The organism is Thermovirga sp., from assembly GCA_012523215.1.
GTDB lineage: Bacteria > Synergistota > Synergistia > Synergistales > Thermovirgaceae > 58-81.
The window spans coordinates 1-1886 of the sequence record JAAYIZ010000141.1 but is presented as its reverse complement, the minus strand read 5'-3'; the positions used below and the strand labels follow the sequence as shown (position 1 = coordinate 1886).

Genomic DNA, 1886 nt, shown 5'->3' with positions numbered 1-1886 from the left:
TCACCTTCAGGAGGCGTTCATCCAGGTTTACGGCGAGAAGGGTTCCCGCCACCGATCCTATGGAGGCCGGGATGCCCAGGGAGAGGGACTCCCTAAGGGAAAGCACGCCTTCCCTCTTGAACTGCCCCGTGGCAACCAGGTTTTGAAGGAGGATGCCGACCCGGTTGGTGGCATTGGCCGATGAGGCATCCAGACCGAGAAAGATCAGGAAGGGAAGGCTGAGAAGAGATCCGCCCCCGGCCACTACGTTGATGAAACCGGTCACCCCTCCAAGCAGGGTCGCAAGAACCAGCATCACAGGAGTCAAATCAGGTGCCTCCATGGGAACTCGAATCTCAACCAGGCGCCATTCTAACACACAACGGGCAGGCCATAACGCCCTGAGGTGATATAATTAGTTAATACAGGAAGGGAGGGAAATCCCATGCGTTACGCCATTACCGAGTACGAAGCCTTTCTTCGTTTAAGCGACGGCGAGGAGCTGCATGCATCGATAGCCGCAGCCTGCGAGGAGTACTCCATCGACTCGGCCATCCTGTTGGGAGGGTTGGGAATGGCCAAGGAGATAACCTTCGGCTGGTACACGGGGAAGGAGTATGTCCGCGAGCGGATGGAAGGGACCTTTGAAGTCGCATCGCTGAGCGGTGACGTCAGCCGGAGGGAGGGTGTTCTCTACCCTCACATCCACGCCGTCTTCAACGGGATGGACCACGCTTCGCTGAGCGGGCACGTCCTGAAGGTCGTCACTTTTCATAACCTGGAAGTCTTCATCCGCCCCTTGAGGTCCCTTCGGCTCAACCGGGAATTCGACGGATGGCTGGAGGCCATTGTGCCCGAGAAGCGTTAAACCTCCTTCTTTATATCCGCCTCGATCCCGCCTATGTAGCCCGCCAGGTCTCTTGGGTTGACGGGAAAGAAGCTGTGTTCCGTTCCAGCGGCCGCCCACACCTTCTGGAAACGAAAAAGATCCTCATCTATCAGTGCACAGGGCAGTGAAGGAAACCCCACCGGGGGGACACCGCCCACCTCGAAACCCATGTGCTCCAGGACCCACTCCGCCCTTGCCATGGAAACCTTCCTGGCTTCAAGGAAGATCTTCACCTTTTTCAGGTCTATCCTGTTCGGCCCCGACATCAGGGCGATAACTGGTTTGCCGTCGGCCAAGAGGACGAGGGTCTTCAAAATCTCCTCGGGCGGTGCCCCCACGCTTCTGGAGGCGTCTTCCACGGTCCTTATGGTCTCTTGGCTGAAATGGATCTCGCCCCGATAACCCGCTTCGTTCAGGAAGGCCCGAACCCTTTCCACGGGATCCACGGTGGTCTCTTCCGGATATGGAGTCCCCTCGTTCATTGCAGTTGATCCCCCTTTTTCGCGATATCAGGGTACATTGCCCTGTAAACATACCTGTTCGCCATGACCTGGCGTACGAATTCCCTGGTCTCCCCGTAAGGAATATCCTCCACCCATTCCTCGATCGGTCCCTTGGGCGGAAGCCATCTCCCGACGGCCCCCTGGCCGGCATTGTAGGCGGCCACGGCGAACTCGATCCTATCAAATATTCGCGTCAACCTGGAAAAGTGATGAGCACCCAAGAGGATGTTCTTGGCGGGATCGAAATATTCGCCCTCCTTTTCACCGAGCAACAGCGCGTTTTCCCTGGCGGTGGGTGGCATCAGCTGCATCAGGCCCATGGCGCCGGCGCTGCTGTACGCCTCCTCGTCGAAGGCGCTCTCACGGCGCATGATGGCCCAAATATCCAAGGGATCGACGCCGAACCTGGCGGAGGCCGCCGTCACATCCCTTTCCCTGGCCCTCGGGTAGAGCCCCTCCAGGAGCGTGCGAGGGATGGGGTCGGACCGGGCAAGCAGGTACGCCAGCGGGATTGA

The 1886-nt window shown here is 58.6% G+C and carries 4 protein-coding genes; 1 reads left to right on the top strand and 3 read right to left on the bottom strand.

The genetic code is table 11. The features are described from left to right. On the bottom strand, nt 1-307 hold a 307-nt coding region (locus GX108_03945), incomplete at its 3' end, for a TSUP family transporter (GenBank protein ID NLO56191.1). A 117-nt stretch (nt 308-424) separates the two neighbouring features. Here GX108_03945 and GX108_03940 point away from each other — a divergent pair. After that, nucleotides 425-847: a DNA-binding protein gene (locus GX108_03940; GenBank protein ID NLO56190.1), complete on the top strand. Its 423-nt coding sequence runs from the start codon at nt 425-427 to the stop codon at nt 845-847. Here the strand turns inward: GX108_03940 and GX108_03935 are convergent. Together GX108_03935 and GX108_03930 are read right to left on the bottom strand one after the other, a co-directional pair. Further along, complete coding sequence (locus tag GX108_03935) at nt 844-1314, bottom strand: YbaK/EbsC family protein (protein NLO56189.1); 471 nt, start codon at nt 1312-1314, stop codon at nt 844-846. The two genes, GX108_03940 and GX108_03935, sit on opposite strands and share 4 nt — an antisense overlap. Before the next feature lie 32 nt (nt 1315-1346). After that, a partial coding sequence (locus GX108_03930; GenBank protein NLO56188.1) for a lytic transglycosylase domain-containing protein occupies nt 1347-1886 on the bottom strand: 540 nt, incomplete at its 5' end.